Here is an 18,907-nt window from a genome sequence, read left to right as displayed (position 1 = left end):
TGTTTAGGCTATTTGCCAAACTTCATTTGGACACAAAACCTACGTCCAAACTCCCTATCTTTGCGCCTTTAAAAATACCACCCCTGTCTTGTGCTATGGTGGTAGACATTAAATAACTAAAAATGAAATTTGATCGTAATACCGTCATTGGCTTTTCGTTACTGGCCATACTGTTCTTTTTATTTTTTTACTACAATAATAAACAACAGCAGGAGCACCAGCGCCAGGCTCGTATAGACAAAGCCCGTGAGGATTCAATTATAAGAGCTAACCAGCCTAAAGTAGATTCAAACATTGTACGCCAGCAGCAGGCGGTAGCCGATTCGCAGCAAAAAATTGCCCAGGCGGGTATATTTGATAAAGCGGCTAACGGTACAGAAACGATCACCACGGTAGAAAACGAATTATTTAAAATATCCTTCTCCAACAAGGGTGGTCAGCCGGTAGGTGTAGAACTGAAAAAATTTAAAGGCATTGACAGCCTGCCGGTTAAGCTGGCGGCCGATGCATTCAATAAGATCAGCTATCGTATCAATACGGCTGCTAGTCAAACGACCGAAACGGCTAACCTGTTTTTTGAAACCGGCACGGTAGAAAAACTGGCAGAAGGCTTACAAACCATCAGCTTTACTTTAAGCACCGGCGACAGTGCCAATAAAGTAAATGCGGTTACACATCGTTATACCATCAAACCCAATGATTATATGATCGGCTTTGATGTGTTATTAAACCAGCCCGGGCAGTTATTAACTGAGGGTAACCTGAACCTGACCTGGCAGTATGTTGCCCATCAGCAGGAAACGGCACTTGGCTTCGAAAGAGAGAATACGCAGATCGGTTATGTAGAGAATGGTGATTTTGACTACCATACCATTATCCGCCGTAACAGCATCAAGTTTGATGATGGCCCGGTAAACTGGATCGGTGTACGCCAGCGTTTCTTTAATACATTTTTAGTGGCCAATGATAAGTTTGCTTCCGGTGAAATGGAATGGACCATACCCTCTGAAGAGAATGATCCAACTGTGGTAAAATCTACCGCTAATATGAAGCTGAAAGTAGCGGCCGGTAATGAAGCAAAGATTCCTTTCCAGATATTTTACGGCCCTTCTGATTTTAAGATCCTGAAAAAAGAAGGCCAGGGTTTTGAAGACCTGGTGAACCTGGGCCAGGGGCCATACGCTTTTGTAGAACCCATCAACCGTTATATTGTATTACCGGTATGGAACTTTATTAAAAGTTTTGTAGGCAGCTTTGGTCTGGTAATCGCTTTACTTACCTTATTCATCCGTTTATTAATTTCTCCTTTATCCTATAAGAGCTATCTGAGTGGTGCTAAAATGAAAGCATTGCGTCCCGAAATAGCGAAACTGCGTGAGAAATTTGGTTCAGATCAGCAGCAGATGAGCATGGAGCAGATGAAACTGTTCAGGGAAGCGGGTGTAAATCCTTTAGGAGGTTGTATTCCGGCCTTATTACAGATCCCCATCTTCTTTGCCCTGTATAGCTTCTTTAACTCGAGTGTTGACCTGCGTGGCGCCGACTTTTTATGGGCTACCGATTTATCGGCCTTTGATGCACCTATTAAATTTGGTTTCCATATCCCGCTGCTGGGTGATCACTTAAGCCTCTTCACTATTACGGCGGTACTGACCAGTTTACTGATCTCTATCTACAGTATGAGCATGTCGCCTGATCAGAGCAACCCGCTGTTAAAGTGGATGCCTTATATCTTCCCGGTATTCTTATTATTCATCTTTAACCGCCTGCCATCGGCCTTAACCTGGTACTACACTGTATCTAACTTAATTACGCTGGCATTGCAGTTTGTTATCCAGAATTATATTATTGACCATAATAAGATATTGGCGAAAATTGAAGAGAACCGTAAAAAACCAAAAGAGAAATCCAAATGGCAGCAGCGGTTAGAAGAGATGCAGGAACAGCAAAAGAAAATGCGTGAAACACAACAGAAAAAGAAATAAAGAAAAGGCCCGGTTTAACCGGGCCTTTCTTATACAGATTATCTTTTCATGAGATTATCTATAAAGAGACTGTTATATAACAGACCTCTGGTGTTATCGATCATAATTTAACAATTACCTGGTACAATCTGCTCCCCAACGTTTACCATCTTTAACGTATAAAATTTTTAAAGTGGAAGCGTTGATCCTGATATAACTGGTTGCGTCACCACCTATATTGATATAGGTATTATCATTTTCTTTTGCAAACTCAACTCCGGTGATATCAGGAATACCGTCTGAAAATGCAAAATTATATTTACTACCTATTTTTACCACGGTTACGGAGCCATTATCTTTTGAAATGGTTTCACCGTCGGTATTATAAGAAACACTGCCGCGATAAGTACCTACAAATAAATCATTATCTGCAGGATCATCGTCTTTTTTACAGGAAGTAAACAGGCTTACGGTAAGCAATGCAATTGCCAATACACTTAGTATCTTTTTCATTAGTTAGAAATTTTTAAGGATTAAAATATGTTGTATTGCAATACATGCCTCATTATCCAATATTGATGCCAATTTTTTTTAACATGTTGTTGACGGTATACATAAGTGCCGGAACAAGAGTTAGTTCTGTATTTTTTTAAGTAAAAAAAACAGGGCTTGATTGTCCATGCTGTTAGTCGCTTTGTCCATTTATCCATGTGTTACGGCGAGCTATTTTTGTTTAATTCATCAAACGATTTGCCCGGCTATGCGACCACATTACAACGGAAGAATATTGCTATCCTGTTATTGTTTTTTATTGATCAGTTTTTCCCTGTATGCCCAACAGAAGCAACCTGTAGACTATGTCAATCCTTTTATAGGAACAGGCGCCGTTAACGGTAGCTTATCGGGTAATAATTTTCCAGGAGCTACTTCACCATTCGGTATGGTGCAATTAAGTCCTGATACAAGGGCTGAACCCGGCTGGTCCACTGCGTCCGGTTATGATTACAATGATGATAAAATTTATGGCTTCAGTCATACGCATTTGAGCGGTACGGGGGCGGCCGAATTATTTGATATACTGGTAATGCCGTTTAACGGTGAACTGTATACCGGTAAACAACCTGTCTCATCCTTTTCGCACACAGATGAAAGAGCCCGGCCCGGGTATTACCAGGTAAGGCTGAAGGATTACGGGGTAAATGCCGAACTTACCACAACTACAAGAACAGGCTTTCATCAATACACTTATGCAGCAGGCAGTGACCGTAACCTTGTAATAGACCTTATGCATTCCGCTGATAAAGGGAGCTGGAGTTTCAGGATCACGCAAGCGCAGATCAGGGTAGTGGATGCTTATACTATTGAAGGTTATAGAATTGTAAGCAGCTGGGCTAAATTGCGTAAAGTTTATTTTTATGCACGTTTCTCGCAGCCGGTCATTAAAACGGTTTTAACAGATGGGGGCCATGTTAAAAATGCTACCAATGTGGTGAACGGCACCGGGGTAAAAGCCTATTTACAGTTTAAAAATGATACACAGCCTTTATTGGTTAAAATTGGCTTATCACCTGTAAGTATCACCAATGCAAAAGCAAACCTGCAGGCAGAAAATCCCGGCTGGAATTTTGAAACGATAAAACAGGCGGCCATGCAAAACTGGAATAAGGAATTACAGAAAATTACAGTAACGGGTACTGAGCAGCAACAGCAAATATTTTATACGGCGCTTTACCATACTTTTATTCAACCCAATACCTTGTCCGATGTTAACGGACAGTTTATGGCTGCCAACTTTACCACGCAACAACTGCCTGCGGGTAAAACACATTACTCCACTTTTTCTTTATGGGATACCTACCGGGCTGTACATCCTTTGTATACATTGGTTCAGAGAAGCCGTACAGCCGATTTTGTCAACAGTTTACTGGCCCAGTATGAAGTGTATGGGTATCTCCCTATCTGGCAATTATGGGGGCAGGATAATTATTGTATGATCGGCAATCATGCCATACCGGTTATTACGGATGCGGTGTTGAAGAATATACCGGGTATTAATAAAGAGAAAGCCTACCAGGCTGTAAAACAATCCTCTTTACAATCGCATTTGAATGCACCGTTTGATGTATGGGAAAAATATGGCTACATGCCGGAGAATATCCAGACACAATCAGTATCTATTACATTGGAGATGGCTTATGATGACTGGTGCTTAGCCCAACTGGCCAAACATTTGCATAAAAATGAAGACTACCGGTATTTTCTAAAACGTTCACAGTTTTATAAGAATATTTTTAATCCTGCAACCAATTTCTTCCAGGCAAAGGATGATAAAGGTAACTGGCTGCCCGATTTCGATCCTTTTCAATACGGCGCCAATGGCGGCAATCCTTTTACCGAAGGAAATGCCTGGCAGTACTTTTGGTATGTGCCTCAAAATATCAAAGGGCTGATAGAAATGGTAGGTGGTGATAAGACATTTACAGCCAAGCTGGACAGCTTTTTTACCATTGACAAACAATCGGATCATATCAATAACAATGCTTCCGGTTTTATTGGTCAGTATGCGCATGGTAATGAGCCCAGTCACCATGTGGCGTACCTGTACAGTTATGCAGGCATGCCTGCTAAAACACAGTACTATACGGCCAAGATCATGCGCGAGTTATATACTACAACATCAGCCGGTTATGCAGGCAATGAAGATTGTGGCCAGATGTCGGCCTGGTATGTGCTGAGTGCATTGGGGTTTTACCCGGTGAACCCGGCAAACGGCGTATATATATTTGGCAGTCCCTTATTTGCGCAGGCAACGATACAATTGGAAGGACAAAAAAAGTTTATCATTAAAACAAAGAAACAATCGGATAAAGATATTTATATACAATCGGTCACCTTAAATGGCAAACCTTATTTGTACAATTATATACAGCACAGTACTATTGAAAAAGGCGGGGAGCTGGTGTTTACGATGGGGCCCATGCCTGATGCTAACTGGGGTAGGGATGTGTTGGCGAGGCCGATGGAATAAATATTTTGTCCCGCAGATTGGCGCAGAAAAATTGCACCGCAGATTTTTGCAGATGAGGTTTTATATAATGTGCGAATATCTGCGAAACCCATCAGCGTTCATCTGCGGGTAACAAACTGTAACACTCATCACCCCCCAGCTCATCCAGGGTTTTACATCTTTGGTTTCTTTTACCTTGAAAAGGATATTTGACTAGGCCGGTGGAATAAATGTTTTGTCCCGCAGATTGGCGCAGAAAAATTACACCGCAGATTTTCGCAGATGAGGTTTTATATAATGTGCGAATATCTACGAAACCCATCAGCGTTCATCTGCGGGTAACAAACTGTAACACTCATCACCCCCCAGCTCATCCAGGGTTTTACATCTTTGGTTTCTTTTACCTTGAAAAGGATATTTGACTAGGCCGGTGGAATAAATGTTTTGTCCCGCAGATTGGCGCAGAAAAATTACACCGCAGATTTTCGCAGATGAGGTTTTATATAATCTGCGAAGATCTACGAAACCCATCAGCGTTCATCAGCGGGTAACAACCTGTAACACTCATCACCCCCCAGCTCATCCAGGGTTTTACATCTTTGGTTTCTTTTACCTTGAAAAGGATATTTTGGCGAGGCCGGTGGAATAAATGTTTTGTCCCGCAGATTGGCGCAGAAAAATTGCACCGCAGATTTTCGCAGATAAGGTTTTATATAATCTGCGAACATCTGCGCAACCCATCAGCGTTCATCTGCGGGTAAAAACTGAAAAACAAGCCCAATATTTAATGCCCGCTCATCACCCCCTCCAGTTCTTCCAGGGTTTTACCTTTGGTTTCTTTTACCTTAAACCAGACAAACAATAAACCCAATGCACAAACGGCAGCATAAATATAAAAAGTACTGTCTTTAAATTTTTCGAACAATATGGGGAAGGTGAATACCAGGATAAAATAAGCAGCCCATAAACTGAGCACGGCAACCGATGTGGCAGCCCCACGCACTTTGTTGGGGAAAATTTCGGAGATCAGTACCCAGGTAACAGGGGCTAATGACATGGCATATACACCAATGGCCGCTAACAAAAACCAGGAAACACTGGCAGAGCCTGCACCGAGTAATTGCACAACAATAATATACAGGACAGTTAACCCCGCTGCTCCCAATAACATGAGTGGTTTGCGTCCCAGTTTATCTACCAGTAACATGGCTAAAACGGTAAATACCAGGTTGACACAGCCGATAAAGACGGTCTGTAACAACTGGTCATCCTGCGAAGCGCCAATACTTTCAAATATGCGTGGCGTGTAATTGAACACTACATTGATACCACATAACTGCTGGAACACAGCCAGGCCAATGCCAATAAGCACCGCGGGTAAAACCGCTTTATGTAACAGGCTGCGGTAATTTATTTTACTGTTTCCCTGTAACGACTGCTGAATGGCCTGTACCGAGTTTTGGGCAAACAGGCTGCCACCGATTTTTGATAATACCGTTGTGGCCTGGTTTGTTTTACCTGCCTGTACCAGCCAGCGCGGACTTTCGGGTAACCACCAGGCACCGATAATAAAAAGGGTAGAGGGGACTGCACCCAGGCCAAACATCCAGCGCCAGGCATCATCGCCGCTGTTGCGCAGTGTATAATTAATGATATTGGTCACCAGGATGCCGATAACCACCGTAAGCTGGTTGATGGCCACCATTCTTCCGCGCAGGTGTGCCGGTGCTATTTCGGCAATATACATGGGTGATAACATAGACGCCATGCCCACGCCTATACCGGCCATACAGCGGGCAGCGATAAACATATCGCGACCCGTAGCCAATGCCATGGCCAGGGAAGAGAGGGTAAAGATGGCTGCTGCTAATAATAAACCTGCCCTGCGGCCATACCTGTCTGACACCGAAGCGGCAATACCACAGCCGATCATTGCCCCGATGGCCAGGCTGCCGGTAGCAAAACCTTCCCAGTAAGCATCCAGCCCAAACTGTGCCTGCAGAAAAGGCAATGCACCTGCAATAACGGCAAAATCGAAACCAAAGAGATAACCGCCCAGTGCAGAGATAAAAGATATACCCAGGATGTAACGGTTGTTATATGTTGTTGCAGGCATAATGTTTTGTTTTATTAAATGGTAACTATATCTGAGAAAATTCAAAAATGGTAGTGAACGAATATAACTGACCTGGCTGTAAAATACAATCCGGAAAGTTTTGCCGGTTAGGACTATCCGGGAAATATTGTGTTTCTAAAGCCACAGCTCCATGTTTTTCATAAGACAGGCCTTGTGTGCCAATCACAGAACCATCCCATGAGTTGGCTGTATACACCTGTATACCCGGCTTATCGGTGTATATGGTTACTACACGGCCTGAACTATCATCCGATAGTACTGCAGCCTTTGTATATGCATTCTTATCACCGGTGATCACAAAATTCTGGTCATAACCCTGGTCGGTAACCAGTTCATGGATGTTTGTACCTAATTTCTTTGCCTGGGTAAAATCAAAAGGAGAGTCCTTTACTGATTCAATAGTGCCGTCAGGTATATTGTGCTCATTCTTTGGCGTATAATGAGTTGCATTCAACCATAAATGATGATCGAGTATTGTTGGTTGTGTAAAACCGGAAAGGTTAAAATAGGTGTGATTGGTGAGGTTGACAGGTGTAGGTTGAGTAGTGTTTGCTTCGTATTGTATCCATAACTTATTACTGTTATCCAGGATAAAGGTAACGGTTACCTCTAATGCTCCGGGATAACCTTCTTCACCATCGGCGCTGTGATACGTAAAGGCAACACCACATTGTTGCTCATCCTGTATGGTTTTGTCCAATGTCCATACCTGATGACTAAAGCCCTGTATGCCCCCGTGTAAATGGTTGTTACCGTTATTAACCGGTAAGGCATAAGTGGTACCATTTAATGCAAACTGGCCATAGGCAATGCGGTTGGCAAAACGGCCGATGGTGCATCCGAAATAATCCTTATTTACCCGGTATTGTTCAGGATCGGCAAAGCCGGCAACAATATTATCTATGTTGTCGTCTTTATCGGGTGCATGAATGGCCAGGATGCTGGCACCTATATTACTGAGTTGTACCCTGATCCGGCCATTATCCAGTGTTACCAGTTTAAGTTCCTCCCTGTCGGTTATTGTTACCGATAAGGACGAAGCCAGGGTAAGGGGTACGGTTACTAATGACATAGCTTATTTATTACAGGGTAAATGCCGGCGTTTTGGTTGAGGTAAAGAAAGGACGCATTTGTAAATGGGTAGCTGCACCCTGGTGGTTACGGTCAGTTTGTAAAACTTCATTCAGCAACGTTACGGCTTTTGCTTCCTCACCCAGTCCCAGGTATCCCAGTGCCTGTAAATAGGTACAGTGAATGCGGTTACGCTGGTTAATATCAATATCAAATACCAGCATATCGGGTAAGGAAACAGCGAAATAATCAATCTTTATATCATCATGCATATGTTGGGTACCAAAGCTGATAAAGCGTTCAAATATCTGCTGCGCCTGACTTTCATTGCCCAGCTTACGCCAGGCCAAAGCCTGGTAAACGATCTTATCCGGCTGCGGATCATTGTAATAAATAGCCTGTACCGGCTCACTGATACCAATGGTAGCTTTATGAAAGTAATTGTTTGCTGCTGTTACTTTACCCAACCCTTCATAGGCACAGCCTAAAAGATAGTGTATATCATTTTCCTGGGCTCCATAGAGTTTGCCTTCGCCCAGGTTCTCAGGGTATTTCTCCAGTTGTTGCAATAGCGTAATAGCCTGTTCATAGTTTTTATGCTCCAGGGCTTGTTTCGCCAGTGCCGTATAACATAATAAAAACTGGCCTACCACTTTCCCTTCGCCACCTTCCCAGGGATGGAATTTTCTCGCACCAAGTAATTGTCTTGCTTTTTCATAATCGCCCAGGTTATTATACAGGGTAATCACCTCTAAATAAAGGTCATCACGGTCACGGATCAATTCAGGATATTGGTTCAGCAGTTGCAAACGTTCGGCAAATGTTTTACCCGTTATTTTGTATAACTGGTCTAATTCCATCAATACCCTGGCATCTGTAGTGTCCAGTGCAAAAGCTTTCTCTAAATAAGCTAAGGCTTTTGTAACATCCTTCTGTTTATTGTAATAAGCCAGCGACAGGTTGCGGAATGGTGTTGCAAAATGACTGTTGGCAATGGTGGCTTTTTCCCAGTTGTCAATCGCTTCTGCATATTGTCTTTTATCGTACCAGCAATTCCCCAGGGCGTATAGTGCAGTGGCATCGTCTGGATTGCGCTCAATGGCTGCCTGTAAAATAACTATTTCTTCAATTTTATTAGGAAAACAACCTGCGGGTGACTGTTGCTGAGCCTGTGTATAATATTCATCAGCGGCTTGTGTATTGCCAAGCTGTATGGCATACCAGCCCATATAGTAATATAAAAGAGGTGATACCGCATTGCTGCCGGCAGCAAATAATTCCAGGATGGCAATTGCCTCGGAGTAAAAGCCTGCGTGTGCATAATCCAGCGATAATTCCAGGTAATTATTCAGGTTATTGCGTAAGGAGAGCTGTAGTTTTTGTAATGCCTGTTGTGTCTCATTTTTATGTCCGCCTGATACAAGTAGCTGGTACCGTTCATAATGACAACCATTGTTAAAAGGATCAACGGCCGTTGACTGATCCAGGACAGCAAACGCTTCCTCCCGCTTACCTGTTTTTCTGAGCAGTATTACTTTTAAATGCCGGGCAGTATGACTATGATAATTCCGGATCAGTGATTTTTCTATATGCTCAATAGCCAATGAAAATTTATTTTGCTTTGCGGCGATCCTGGCCAGTGCCAGGAAGCCGTTGTGTTGCCAGGCATCGTTCCAGGTGGCTTTATAAAAAGCCTCATAGGCCGCTGTTAACTTATCCTGCATCAGTAAACACCAGCCCAGGTTATAATAGGCTTCGCCATCATAAGGGTTAGGGTTACGGCTGGTCATGGTGGCAATGGCTTTGCGGAAATAAGGTTCCGCTTTCACAAATTGCCCGCGGCGTAATAATAATAAGCCTACCGCATTATTGCAGCGTATATCACCCGGACTTCTTCTTAATCCTTCTTCATAATAATCCAGCGGGTTATAAGTGGCATGGCGGTATTGTTCCAGGTGCTGGCCGTTCAGGTACAGGTCTTCCACCTGTTCAATCTCGGAAGGTTGTTTTGCGGCTGTTGCTGCGGCCGGAATTTCTTTTTCAGTAGCTGCTTCAGGCTGCCAGGCTACCAATATGTTTCCTTCTTTGTCTGTTACTTCCAGTTTCCAGTCTGTCAGTATTACATCTTCACTGTGTTCATACACAGTTGTAAAAACAGCTTCCGGTGATATGGTGCCGGTATATGCTTTTACCAGGTTTTCATGGTTATATAATTTAACCGCTGCATCCTCGTATATGGCCGTTGTATATACTTTTAACGTAATGCTATTGGCGTTATGTTCAATATTCAGCATGGCCTCTTTGGTAGCATTCTTTACAGCTCCCACCAGGCTATAAGGCATAAAGTATTGTTCAAAGCTTTTTACTTCATTGGGCTGTAACCATGAAAAGTCAGGCTGGTTATCGGTAAACACACCGGTCATCAGTTCAATATAGGGTCCATCCTCATCGGTAAGGTTACGGTCCCAGGCAAAACCGAAATCGCCGTTGCCCCAGGTCCATTGTTTTTTACCGGGCGACAGGTGATGATCGGCCACATGTAACATGCCGGCCTGTGTATCATGTTCATAACAGCCGATAAAATCATAACCGGAACGGATGGCCATATAAGATGTAGGCACGGGGATGGTGCTGTAACGCGATATATCTGTCCCCGGTGCATAATCCACTTTATAATACGTGCCGGTGGCAATAGGGAAGTCTGATACATCTCTTTTACCATGATCGAACACCGCATAAACATCGGGCGGAAAAACAGATTGATAATGCTCATTCACTTTTACCGCCGGGTTAGCCCACCATAAAAAGGTTTGTGAAAATGGCGAACGGTTAAACAGGCGTCCTTTTATCTCCAGGTATGTTTTACCGGGGTAAAGGGTAAAGCCTGCCATGCCCTTGGTGCGGAACATCAGTTCGGTTTCATTCACCCAAACGGTTTTGCTGCCATCTTCATGTTCTTCAATGGTATGATCAACGGGACTGAAAGTACTGGGCCGGTGATGCTGCGGCCAGTTAAACTCAATACCTCCCGATATCCAGGGACCAGCCAGGCCTACCAGCGCCGGTTTGATCACCTGGTTATAATATACAAAATCACGTTTCTGAACTTTATCATAAGCCCTTTGTATGCGGCCGCCGATCTCGGGTAATACCATGATCAGCAGGTATTCATTTTCCAGGTACACGGCAGTGTACGTCACATCTTCCTTTTCATCGGCAATTTTTTCAATAACCGCATGCGGGTACACCACACCACTGCTTCCCTGGTATACTCTTTTTTCCAGGAACATCGGGTTCTTTTCCGGTGCGCCTACTTTATAGGTTGGAATGGTTACCTGCTCTGTCCACGCTTTTACACTCATGATATATCCTCCTGTTTAATAATTTTATGTTTATGTTACCGGCGTCCCACCCTTGATGGGGCTGTTGTTGCGTCGCACTCTTCGGCTGTTTATCGCTTATCAGCTTTTATGGCTCGTGAGACACGAACCAGGGCCTTGACCATAGGGTCTTGTCACCTCGACGCAGGAGAGGTCTCCTGACCTTAAAGCAACCTGTTTGTGCTGGAGATGCCTCCCGGGGTTAGCACGATGACTTAATATTGACTCACCAGTTGTATGGTTCGTGAGACACGAACCATGGCAACCGACACGAACCGCGGCATTGGTTGGTGTTTCACGAACCAGGCCATACACCTCGCTCATTATCAAATTTCCCAATCAACTCATTGCCAGATTATCTACTCTTTCACCAGTTGCAGCATCACCGCATCCTTAACCGGTACCTCTATACTGAAACTTGTTTGCCCGTTTTTAATAGTGCCCACAGGATTACCTGTTAACAGTTCCAGTACTTTGTAATTGCCATCCGGCCATTTTACATCGGCCTGCTCAAAGGTTGCGGTATAAGTTTTATCGGTATAAAAATTAAAGGCTGATAATAAGACGGTATCACCCCGTAAATAAAAACGGAGTTGCTGTGACTGTCCGTTACCTATGGGAAAGTTCAACGGTGTAAATGCTTTGGGCTTGCTGAAAAAAGCGCAGACCGCTTCATTGTTTAAAAACTTCCGGGCCCTTTCCGCTGCCAGCTTATTACGGTAATCGGTACCATCGCCAAACACACTGCCCAATACCATCATGGAGAATAGCCGTACTTTCACATCCTGCTCACTGATATCTTTATTCTTTTGAAAGTTCTTCATTACGATCACATCCATATTGGTATAAGGCCATAAAGTACCCTGTGTCCACCAGAAATGCGTAGCGCTGATCATGGAAGCGCTGGTACTGCCATAATGCGGAAAACCCGGCTGGTCGTTACGTAAATGCGAGTACACATCGGTAGATAGAAAGCGGGTATGAGCATACTGGTTCGGGAATAGAGGCGATATGGCCTGGGTAATAAAAATATCAGGACCTAAAATAGAATCGGTTAAATGCTGCAACAGTTTCATACCATAATTATAGGCCTGTTTGCCGGAACGGATAGCAGGATCATACCGCCTGGTAGATTCCAGTGCGCCGGCTGATAAAAAGTCGATCTTTAAAAATTTGGCATCAATGGCTTTGGCCTTTAATAATTGTTTGATGATATATTCCCTTACATAAGGGTGAGTGGGATCAATAGGGAAAGCGCCCCAGTCGCCATCTTTATAAGGGACATAGTTGTTTTTATCATCCAGCAGTATTACTTCCCGCAGCGGATGGTCTGTGAGATTGAGTTTAGCATCCTGTATACCGCTTTTCCAGGTCCATAAGGCAAAGGGAATAAAATAAAACCCCATCTGCTGGCCTTTCTTTTTACCATAACGGCTTACTGATTTTAATACTTCGGTGCTGTAAATATCCTGGTCGTATGAGTCGATACTTAATACCGGTTTGGTAGTTTTATTAAAGTTGCTGAGTGAATGAATAAAGTCTGATACCTTGGCCACATCCAGGGGCATCATCACTTTTTCATAACCCAGTACACCTTCCACGCCAAAGCTGTTCCAGTAAAAAGGAGCAGCCTGTTTCCATTTTTTACTGCCACTGACCTGCTGAACGGTTCTGCCATAACCCATCATATCGTTACGGATATCATCCGATGCAGCGAGGTAGAGCAGGGGAGCCGTAACCGATGAACCCATTTGTGTGCCATGTGGAATAACATCATGCGTACCGTCTTTACCACCGTAAGAGTCGGGCAGGGCATTATTATCCCTGGTGGCAGCACCTCCGTAAATAATTAAGGAATCTATTTGACGGTTATTGGTACCGGTGCCATAACGGATGCCTGTTTTCCAGAAATCATGCACCAGGTTGCCCACCGCAAAACCACTGTTGCTTTGCTCGTTGTAAACAGAAGCCAGTTCATAACTCATGCCGCTGATAGTACCCTGGGTTCCTGGCCATTTTTGCGAGATGACATCTACCCAGTTATCATTATCATAAGGATAGTCCGTGAATAAATTACCTTCTTTGGCTAACCGGATCTTTCCGCCTGTTGCGGGTAAAATACTGAAAGGCGAAATATTCCTGGTTTCAATGATGCCACCGGTGCTTACCGCTTCCGCCTCACTGCTGATGAGGATAAAAGGCTGGTGCTCATAAAGAGTGATATACTGGGTCAACTTGACGGGCTTATTGTTTTCCTGGTGTACCAGGTTAATACAAATGCCTTTGCCCAGCGGATCTTTAATATCATCAATAGTGTATTGATGTTGTGTATAATCACTTGAGATGAACAGGCCCTGTTTTACATCTTCCACATAAGCAATGGTATTATTGAACACGGTGCCGGTGGTAAACTGGTAATCTACTTTACCGGTTTTTGTGTTGACGATAATTTTTGCATGCGGGTTAGTTACCGTTAATATACCATCCTGCTCCGATTTTTGTTGTGCCTGAAGGATTACATTGCTGAACAGGAAAGTAAAGACTCCTATCAGCTGTAACCAGTAATGACTTGTTATAAGTTTGCGTGAGGGATGCGAAGGGCGGCGAGGAACGAGCCGGTGCGCAGGCGATAGCCGCAGCACGGAAGCGAAGCGTACCCCGTAGCAGCCCGGCCCTTTTGCCGGCAAAAAGCCGGAAATAGTGCGCAGGTTATTTTTGACAGCAAAAGGGACACGCCCAAATAGTCTACTTAATACAATCATTACAATACAGCGTTATGGTAAAATATATTTAAGGTTTAATAACCCGGGTTTTGATCGGATGGTTTTAAAGAACGGTTAAATTCAAACTCACGTGACGAAATAGGTAAGAGCAGGTTTTTATCCGTGATATAAGGTGCTGCATCCGGGTTATAGGTTTTTGTTTGTTGTATCAGTTTGCCCGTACGTTTTAAATCGCACCAGCGCCAGCCTTCAAAGCCCAGTTCACGCATACGCTCTTTTAAAATCTCATCGCGTAATTCCTGCTGACTGGGTGTATGTCCCAATACGGTTTCCCAGTTGGGAAGGGTAGCCCGGTTCCTGATCTTGTTCAGGTAGGGCAGGGCTGTTCCCGTTTCACCGTTTTCGTTCAATGCTTCGGCATACATGAGTATGGCATCGGCATAACGCAGGTAGTATAAATTGCGGGAGGAAAGACCACTGTTGATGGATTTATCTTTCGTTATGTCAAATTTTTTAACATGCGGTTTGGTTACATCGGCCCACCACCAGTAATCCACTTCATTACCATTGGCATCGTAAAATTTATAACGGATGGATGCATCCCTGCGGGCATCATTGGTTTCAAAACTATTGCTGTAATAATCGGTAGGGATCACAACATGGCCACCACCGCCGGGATAGGTATTGGCAATATGCCAGCCGCCCAACGTGTTGGCATGACCGGTGGTATTGTTGTTCTCGTTGCTGAACTGCACTTCCAGTAATGATTCTATATTGTTTTCTTTTTCTTCATCAAACAGGTCGGCGTACACGGGTAACAGGGCCACATTGGTCAGGTTCATTAAAGGCTGCAAGGTGTTTTTGGCATTGGGATAGTCTTTTAAAGTGAGGTATACTTTGCCTAACAGGGTAGCCGCTGCTTCTTTATTGGTATGCCCCACAGCTGCGGTGCCTTTTGCTTTTAAATGTTCGGCCGCAAATTTCAGGTCATCAATAATTAAAGCATATACATCCTCCACGCTGCTGCGTTGTTTACCACCATTGGCATCGGCCGCGGCATCGGTAGCTTCAGTGGGTAAAGGAACACCACCAAAGAATTGTACCAGCCTGAAATAAAATACGGCCCGGAAGAATTTTGCTTCGGCCAGCAGTTCGTTTTTCACCGCATCGGATGCTGAAGAAGCGGGAATGAATTTAATGGCTACATTGGCATTGGTAATGCCTTTGTAACAGGAACTCCACAAACCCTGCACCAGCTGGTTTTGTGCGGTTAACAAACTGTTGTAACTGTTGATGCCATCGTAATGCTGCCAGTAGCCGCCCCAGGTAGGGACAAAGGAGCTGGTCTTGCCTTCGTCGGTACCCACAATGCCCACAAAGTAATAGTCGCCGCTGTTCAGTTCCATGAACTTGCGGTAAATACCAATGATGCCGGAACGGGAGCCATTCTCATCCTTATACACTTCTTCGGGTGATAAAAAAGTTTCGGGTGTGAACTGCAGGTCTTTTTTACAGGCGGTAAAAAACAAACCTGTCAGCAACACGGTGCTTATGGGGATATGTTTTAAAAATTTTATGGTAAGCATAATGCGTTGTTTTAAAAATTAAAAGCTTAATTGAATGCCCAGCAGGAAAGTACGGTAACGCGGGTAGATATCGTATTGGTTGGCACCAATCTCGGGGTCAACGCCCTTGTATTTGGTGAACAAAAACGGTTCTACTACCTGGGTATAGGCCCGCAGGGAATTGATCTTTGCTTTTGCCAGCAATTTGGAAGGAACATCATAAGCCAGCGTGATATTGCGGATGCGGATAAAGTCGCCTTTTTGCACCATGAAGCTGGAAGTGCCACCAGGTAAGCCTCTCAGCGAACGGCCGAATTGGTTGGGACGAGGTACATCGGTAGTGGTATTCTCCGGTGTCCAGTAGTTTAACCCTTCTTTGATCGTTCTTGTAGCTGTACGGCTGGAATAGTATAGATAATCCTGGTAGGCTTTGTTATTAATATCATGCCCGTAAGTGTAATTGGCAAATACGGTCATGGATATTTGTTTGTAACGTACATAGTTCCAGATACCGCCCCAGCCTTTGGGAATGGTACGGCCCACAATGGTACGGTCGTACTGGTTAATGATGCCGTTTTTATCCAGGTCAACCACGCGTACATCACCGGGACGGGCATCGGGGTTTAAAGAGAAGTTATCCCCTTCCTGGTAAAGGCCATCGTAGATATAATCGACAATTAAACTGTTAGGTGCTTCACCCACTTTCAGGTAAGGACTTAATGAATCCACACCGGGTAATAATTTCCTGATCTCTGTTTTATACTTTGACCAGTTAATATCCATTTGCCAGTCGAAGTTCTTTGTTTTAACAACGGATGCTTTAAAACCAAGATCAATACCGGTGGTATTCATTTTGGCTACATTGATCCACTTGAAGTCAAAGCCCTGTGAAGGTGCCAGGTAGTTTTGCAGCAGCAGGTCGCGGATATCTTTATTGTAATAATCAAATGTGAGTTGCAGGCGTGAATTATAAAACGCCACATCAAAACCCACATTAAACTGGTTTTGGCTGGACCATTTTAAGAAGGGATTACCTTCCTGGCCGGTGCCTAACTGGAAGCCTGCTGTCTGGGTGTTACCGTTAAAGGGATATGCGCCCGGGATCATTTGTGTAAAGATGGCATCAATAGGTATATCCTGGTTACCCACCGTACCATAACCGATACGTATTTTGGCATCGTTGATCACCGAACGGGTTTTTAAGCCAATAAAGGGTTCATCAATAATACGCCAGGCGGCACTTACTGAGGGGAAATAACCATACACATTCTCCGGGCCAAAACGGGAGGAGCCGTCGCGGCGAATGGTACCATTAAGTATATAACGGTTTTTAAATTTATAGATCACCCTGGCTAACAGTGATCCCACCGACCATACATCATAGTCGCTGGCAATAACATCCCTGTTGCTGGCCAGGCTCATGTTTTTATAGGTTAACTGGTCGGTTGGGAAGCCGGATGCTTCTTCAAAATTCCATTCCTGCCTGCGTTTCTGGTAAGTGGCGCCTGCCAGCATATCAAAAGCATGATTGGTACCTATGTTAAAATTATAAGCTAAAGTGTTTTCCCATAAATAATCGCGCCAGCCGAAGTTCTGTACCTTGGCAATACCTTTTTTACCAAAGCCGGTGCTGGTGGTGCGGGGATAGTATTCAAAGCGCTGGTTTTTGTATACATCAATACCAAAGCTGCTGCGGAATTGCAGGTTTTTTAAAATTTTGTATTCGGCGTAAATATTCCCGATAAAACGGTCGTCCACGTTTTGCTGCGGAGCAAGGGTAAGCGTAACCGGGTTGTTGAATAATAAGTTGCCGCTGCTGGGATCAATATTGGCAGAAGGGTTACCAAGGGAATCGTAAATAGACATTAGCGGGCTGATGGTTACAGCCGTATAAAAAGCTTCATTACTTACCTGGTTGTTTTTAATATGCGAGTAGTTGGAGTTAATGCCTACTTTTAATTTGGTACTTACTTCCGATTCCATATTGGCTTTAACAGAGATACGCTCAAAGTTGGAGCCTTTGATAATGCCATCCTGGTTAAGGTAGTTGCCGCTTAAATAGAATTTGTTTTTACCAAAGCCGTTGGATACACTGAGGGTATGGCTTTGCTGCGGCGCTACATGCGTAATAGCACCAACCCAGTCGGTCCAGTGACCGGCAGCCATATTGCGGCGCTCATCACCATTGAACAAAATGGTATCCAGGTCGGGTGTCATGGGCCAGGCAACAGGGTCTTCGTCGCTTAAACCCTTGCGGCGCAGGTGTACATAATCATCAATATTATCTACAAAATTATAGGTGTTGATCCTTTTCTGCAGGCCATAATACGCATCGTAACTGACGGTGGTTTTACCGGCACTGGCCCGGCGGGTGGTAATGATGATAACCCCTTCGGCTGCCCTTGAACCGTAAATTGCGGCGGCGGATGCATCTTTTAATACATCAATGGATTCAATGTCGTTGGGATTGATCTCGCGGATATCGTAGGAAACGATATTACCATCCACTACATAAATAGGGCCGGAGCTTTCGTTAATGGCATTTACGCCCCTGATACGTACATTGGTACCGGCCCCGGGCTGGTGACCGGCAGAAGTAACCTGCATGCCCGGTATACGCGCCTGTAATGCGCTGTTGATATTGGTAACCGGCAACTCCCTTAACTCCTTACCGGAAATAGAGGAGATAGCACTGGTTACGTCTTTCTTCTTTTGTTTACCATAACCGATCACTACCACATCATCCAGGGAGCCCGCATCACGGGTCAGTAATACCTCTATATTGGTATCGGTGGGTAAAATGGTTACGCTTTTTGATTCGTAGCCCACATAACTGACGATGACAATGGTTTTTTCTTCGAGCGTAATGCTAAAACTGCCCTGGTCATCGGTGGTTACGGCATTGGCTTTACCCACGGGGCTGATAGAGGCAGGACTTAAAGGGGTTTTGGTTTCGGCATCGAGCACCTTACCCTTTATGGTTTTTGACTGTGCCACAGTATGCAGCAGCAGGCTTAACATCATGCCGGTTAACAGCAGGATCTTTTTCATGGCAATCGT

9 protein-coding genes are annotated in these 18,907 nt (G+C 44.2%); 2 read left to right on the top strand and 7 right to left on the bottom strand.

The genetic code is table 11. From position 1 onward, the window contains the following. The first annotated feature begins 122 nt into the window (after positions 1-122). The gene (yidC, locus tag ACFS6H_RS18015) at positions 123-1,985 is read left to right on the top strand and encodes a membrane protein insertase YidC (protein WP_386102284.1); all 1,863 of its coding nucleotides are present in this window, start codon (positions 123-125) and stop codon (positions 1,983-1,985) included. A gap of 114 nt (positions 1,986-2,099) precedes the next feature. Here the strand turns inward: yidC and ACFS6H_RS18010 are convergent, their stop codons facing one another. Beyond that, on the bottom strand, positions 2,100-2,477 hold the full coding sequence (locus tag ACFS6H_RS18010) for a hypothetical protein (protein WP_386102281.1): 378 nt from the start codon (positions 2,475-2,477) through the stop codon (positions 2,100-2,102). 247 nt (positions 2,478-2,724) lie between these two features. Here ACFS6H_RS18010 and ACFS6H_RS18005 point away from each other — a divergent pair, with 247 nt between their 5' ends. After that, the gene (locus ACFS6H_RS18005; RefSeq protein ID WP_386102278.1) at positions 2,725-4,992 is read left to right on the top strand and encodes a GH92 family glycosyl hydrolase; all 2,268 of its coding nucleotides are present in this window, start codon (positions 2,725-2,727) and stop codon (positions 4,990-4,992) included. Between the two features lie 763 nt (positions 4,993-5,755). Here ACFS6H_RS18005 and ACFS6H_RS18000 read toward each other — a convergent pair. The 6 genes from ACFS6H_RS18000 to ACFS6H_RS17975 all read right to left on the bottom strand — a co-directional run bounded on the left by ACFS6H_RS18000 (position 5,756) and on the right by ACFS6H_RS17975 (position 18,898). Then, positions 5,756-7,087, bottom strand: a complete 1,332-nt coding sequence (locus ACFS6H_RS18000) for a sugar porter family MFS transporter (protein ID WP_386102275.1) — start codon at positions 7,085-7,087, stop codon at positions 5,756-5,758. 25 nt (positions 7,088-7,112) lie between these two features. Then, positions 7,113-8,180 (bottom strand): aldose epimerase family protein, encoded by a 1,068-nt coding sequence (locus ACFS6H_RS17995; protein WP_386102272.1) that lies wholly within the window; start codon positions 8,178-8,180, stop codon positions 7,113-7,115. 10 nt (positions 8,181-8,190) lie between these two features. Further along, entirely contained in the window at positions 8,191-11,541 is a 3,351-nt protein-coding gene (locus ACFS6H_RS17990) for a DUF5107 domain-containing protein (protein WP_386102269.1), read from the bottom strand. A 377-nt stretch (positions 11,542-11,918) separates the two neighbouring features. Continuing rightward, positions 11,919-14,321: a hypothetical protein gene (locus ACFS6H_RS17985; protein ID WP_386102266.1), complete on the bottom strand. Its 2,403-nt coding sequence runs from the start codon at positions 14,319-14,321 to the stop codon at positions 11,919-11,921. A 35-nt stretch (positions 14,322-14,356) separates the two neighbouring features. Further along, positions 14,357-15,868: a RagB/SusD family nutrient uptake outer membrane protein gene (locus tag ACFS6H_RS17980; RefSeq protein ID WP_386102263.1), complete on the bottom strand. Its 1,512-nt coding sequence runs from the start codon at positions 15,866-15,868 to the stop codon at positions 14,357-14,359. An 18-nt stretch (positions 15,869-15,886) separates the two neighbouring features. Next, a complete protein-coding gene (locus ACFS6H_RS17975; RefSeq protein WP_386102260.1) occupies positions 15,887-18,898 on the bottom strand; it encodes a SusC/RagA family TonB-linked outer membrane protein in 3,012 nt (1,003 codons plus the stop codon). Between the last annotated feature and the right edge of the window lie 9 nt (positions 18,899-18,907).

It is taken from the genome of Terrimonas rubra, assembly GCF_042686025.1.
In the GTDB taxonomy this organism is placed as follows: Bacteria; Bacteroidota; Bacteroidia; order Chitinophagales; family Chitinophagaceae; genus Terrimonas; species Terrimonas rubra.
The sequence above is the reverse complement of the archived record's forward strand: the minus strand, read 5'-3'. Positions and strand labels throughout refer to the sequence as shown.